General features: G+C 39.2%; 1 protein-coding gene. It reads right to left on the reverse strand.

Features of this window, described 5'->3' with window-relative positions; all coding sequences use genetic code 11:
• Nucleotides 1-4,793: thrombospondin type 3 repeat-containing protein (locus tag L1D50_RS21555; RefSeq protein WP_239966791.1), on the reverse strand; the 4,793-nt coding region annotated here is incomplete at its 3' end.
• Nucleotides 4,794-4,863: the final 70 nt, after the last annotated feature.

Raw genomic sequence — 4,863 nt, forward strand, 5'->3', positions numbered from 1 at the left:
GTACTCGTTGACCGTACAATACCATTATCTCTATGGCTCCATAGAATTACCTTTGGCTCCTCATTTATTTCAATAAATTCGGATAAATAATGTATTGATTGGTAATATATTTGCTCGCCTGCATCATCAAACACTCGGATCGTTGATGCATCATCAACTAACTCGCCTCGCGTCACTAAGATTTGGTATATTTCATAAGGAAACTCTAAAATGATCGTTCGCTGACCCAGTTCGTCTACACCGAGATCATCTACTATAGTCCCCTCATCTATTCTGCCATAGGCTCCATTAGTAGTTCCTTTACTTGCAGGGGTAGGAGCCTGAAATAAACCAGACTCTAAGCTTCTAGTCCACCCTAATGCAAACCTAAAACGTTTAGCTTTTGAATATAGTGCTTCGTCTATTTTTAGCGGTAACCTGATAGTATCTGGGGTAAGTACTTTTAAATCAAAAGCGTATTTCTCATATCGCAAAACTCTCGTTAGCTTTTGAATTGAGCCATCCTTAAATTCAAGTTCGGTTAAGACTGTATTTTTTCCTTCTTTCAACCCACTTTCAAATGTGAAATCAAACTGAACAGAATTTTCATCTATAGCTTCTACCCACGAACCATTATTAAACCTAGCTCTTTTTAACCCAGATGAAGTTGATACTTTTATGGAAGGCCATGCGGTATGAATTATTTCCCTATCAAGTAGGTTTGAATATTTGGCTGTATAAGTGCGTTTATTTACTTTAAGTTTATATACGCTAACTCTTCCTTCATACTCTGCATTGATCGTAATCCAATTTTCTTCTTCGGTAATGGGGATATCTACGGAAAAACGACCATCCTCCAGTGCGACAGTTCGACCATTCACCGATAGCAAAGCATTGAGTTCAGAAACTGAGCCTGATAATACGATATTATTAGATGAAACATGTTGGTCATGGCTATGTGAAAATACCTTAATTTGGGGGTATTCATCTGGATAATAGTCTAGTCGATATATTTCGGTGCTAAGTACTCCATTTCGGCTGAGCTCAAACTCCAAATAATTTCGACCCGGTTCAAGGTTAACTGGAATATCAAAAAAACCTTCCTGAATATCTATATTTTTACCTTTATACTTTAGTGTTTCCGCAGCAATTACATAACCTTGATATCTAGTATTGGGTGAACTTTCCACTTCACCATCTTGGTGTGAGGTAACTACCATAGCGGCGCCGCCATTAGGCTTAACCAAAGTTAGCTGAATCCAAGCTTCTTCAGTGTAATTAGCCTTAATGAATGCATTTTTCAAAGTCATAGGAACACTAAATTGATAAACACCGTATGTAGGATCACTACCAATAGACTCAAACTTAATCCCCAAACTTGGATTTATTGAGGGATCATTATCTGTAATACTTGCTTTAAACCCATAAGTAGATAACTTTGGATAGGCGTTCTCTATAAAGGCTTTGCTCGCAAATACCTGTTTACCGTCGAAGTCAACTGTTATATATTCAGGAAGTGTGATCCGCCATTTATCACTTACTTTTAAGCTTTGAAATAGCTCAATTTCTTCGGCGCTTCCTGCTGGTAAAGTAAGTAGACGAGGTTCAGCTCGCAAATTTATCGTTTTCTCAGCCGTTACACCGAACTTACCATACGCAACAATTTTTAGTTTATTTTCACCAGCAGACAGTGGTACAGGAAACACAGTGAACAGGTCACCATTTAATACCCCTTCAATACCATTAACTACAATGCGCTCTGCTCCCTCTTGCTTTCCTGCTACTGTGACAGATTTGGCGTAAAGAAGCTGCCCATCTGTTTGGGAAGTGATATCAAATAAAGGTGGTTTTGCATATTTCACTGAGAACTCTAAATAAATGGTACCTCCATTTGCGTCTCTTCCCTTTAATACAATACTGTTTTCACCTTCTGTTAATTTAAAATCATTCAGTCTAAAACTTCCATCACGGATCTGAACCGCTTCTCCATTAATTAAAAGTACTCCAGATTGAGTATCAATAAATCCAAAAATATCGATCTTCGACGATGAGACAATTCTGATATCTTCGATATTTGTTAATGTAACTCCATGCTCACTTCTTGGTGGAAATTTTAATATAAAGGGTGAGGTAACTTGCAGTTTAAAACCCTGAGTAGCCAATAAAGGAAAGTCCGTTCCAGACAACTCGCCATTCACGAACTTAGCAGTTTGATATAAACCAGTGTCAGAGTTCACACCTGTAATAGAATCTAGTTTTCCTTCTCCGTACTTCTCCAGTAACCCAAAGGCAGATTGACCGTTCCTTATACAAGGTAAAGCGGTAAAGTTAATACCAAATTGAAGAGCGACGGAACTACAACTAGCGCTCTCTGTAACTGGAATAATGTTCGATTCAACAGCATCAATAATAACAGCTTGCATCGGCTCTAAAGTAAAATCATCTCCTACCCAGTTTTCACCCTCGTATGTGTATTCAGCCGTAACTTTGCCATCTATACCAAGAGTAGAGACACCTTGAACTTTTGCACTACCACCCAACCGTCTCACCAGTTCAGACGCTCGCGGTAGATCTAATAGCTCGGTAGGGTAGTATATATAATTTCTACCTTTAACTAGCTTAATATTTGGAACAAGAAGTCCAGTACCTTGCGCAAATTCTTGTTGATTACTAAATCCATCGTTATCGAAATCTGCATCTCCATCTGAAACGGAATTAGACCATGAATACGCATTTCGCGGATCAGTATATAACTCGTTTATCTCTAAATCATTCGTAAGGCCGTCACCATCTATGTCTTCGTCACAAGCATCCCCAAACTCGTCACCATCGATGTTTTCTTGTGATTCATTATGGATTAGTGGGCAATTATCATTCGCATTTGATATACCATCACCATCTAAATCTTGAGCTGATATGTCGCAAGCATCCCCTTTTCCATCCTCATCAACATCAGACTGATCTTTATTAGGGACGAATTGACAATTATCATGAGAAACGAATGCGCTTCCAGATAGCAATAGGTTCATCAACGAAGCGTGATCTTGTGCGCTGTAAGATTTATAAGCAGAACCATCATTAGAGGAGGCAAACTGAACAGCTCCCCTCTCAGGTGTATGGCTAGGAATGCGTATATATGAAACACCATCTTCGGTAGTAAGCTTCAACTGGCTGTTAGGTTGATTCACCACGACACACTCACAATTATATGGGTCAATAGTTGTGATCAACTGGCCAATCATCTTTTTATTTTCTTCAGTTAACTCAAATTCAGTATACCTATGAAGCGATAGATCAAACTCTCCCAGTAAAACTTGTTGATTAGAATCAATGGACTGTTTTACAAAGTAAAGCTTTGAAGATTGGCTCTTTGAATACTCTAAGTTAACACTTTCTACTTTATAAAGGCGCTGTAATAGCAAAGCTTGATTTGAAGGCTCTCCCAATTGTTGATAGTCCAGCACAGTGTCGTTGTCATCATCGTCGTCGCACAGATCTCCTAGCCCATCGGTATCATTGTCCCTTTGATCTTCATTTGATACTAATGGGCAATTATCTATAACGTCACCGACTGAATCACCATCGCTATCTTCTTGACCTGAGTTCGGTACTAGAGGCGCATTATCGTTGTAATCTTTGATTCCATCATTATCATCATCGTCATCACATGCATCACCTTGTTCATCATCATCCGTATTTATTTGACTCGGATTTGGCAATGCTGGGCAGTTATCATCCTTGTCAGCAATTCCATCCTTGTCTGCGTCTGCATACGGAGGATGCACTTTGTCATCTTTGGGATCAAACCCCTCCTTTATCTCATCACTATCAGAGAATCCGTCACCATCCGTGTCTGTTGCAAGCGCATCAGTCTTGTAAACAGTCAACTCTTGGTAATCCGATAAGCCATCATTATCACTGTCACTATTAGTTGCCAATGTACCTGTAACCTTGACTTCTTGATAATCACTTATCCCATCACCATCTGTGTCACCTATGCTCGAACTTGTTCCCAACTGGAATTCTTCAATATTCGATAATCCATCGTTGTCTAAATCACCTAACGAGTCATCAACGTTAATATTTAAACCATTTACCTTCTCATACCAATCAGGAATACCGTCACCATCTGTATCCTTATTATCATTCACAGATATAGCGCTTGCTAATATTTGCAGCCGACCTAATTGTGAGTTATCAGCTAACTTAACTTGAGTATTGTCTAAACCACGCACTGAATGGCCAATAATATTTACATTGGTGCTTAGCTGGTTAATATGTGTTTCACCGTCTGAAAGGTTTGATAGGCTCACCGCAGCCATATTGTCGGGCAAAGAGTCTCCCACAATATGTGACAGCGGGTATTTGGCATTAGGGAAATAGAAGTAAACAAGGTTTCCAACTGCATTATCAGCCGTTTTATCTTCGATATATGCAGCGACAGTGTCATTTAAGACAACCCCCTCTTTTGCCATGGTCTTTACAGAAAATAACGCACCAGACTCAGGTACCAGCTTTACATTACCATTACCATCCTCTTGACGTATCTGGTAATAGTAATAGGTATTTTCGGATAGTCCTTTAACCCGAGTCCTAAATAAACCCATTGCCGTCATTTTATTTTTGATTGCTTTATCATCAGTGTAAGTAAACTGTGCTTCACGTGTAGTAGAAGAAACTGGATGAGTGCCTTTCGGATCTAAATACACATTAACAGTGCCTCGACTTTCCGCAGGTGCAGACCACGCGACAATGAAAGATCGAGTATTCACGTCAGAAAGTAGTACGCTAGATGGGTGTACTTCTAGTGCCATAGCAGAGATGCTGCTAATAAAATAAAATAAAATTATAATTATCGATTTAAATCTCATTGTATCCCTACTC

The sequence above is a fragment of the Pseudoalteromonas sp. Isolate6 genome, assembly GCF_022398435.1.
GTDB classification, from domain to species: domain Bacteria; phylum Pseudomonadota; class Gammaproteobacteria; order Enterobacterales; family Alteromonadaceae; genus Pseudoalteromonas; species Pseudoalteromonas galatheae.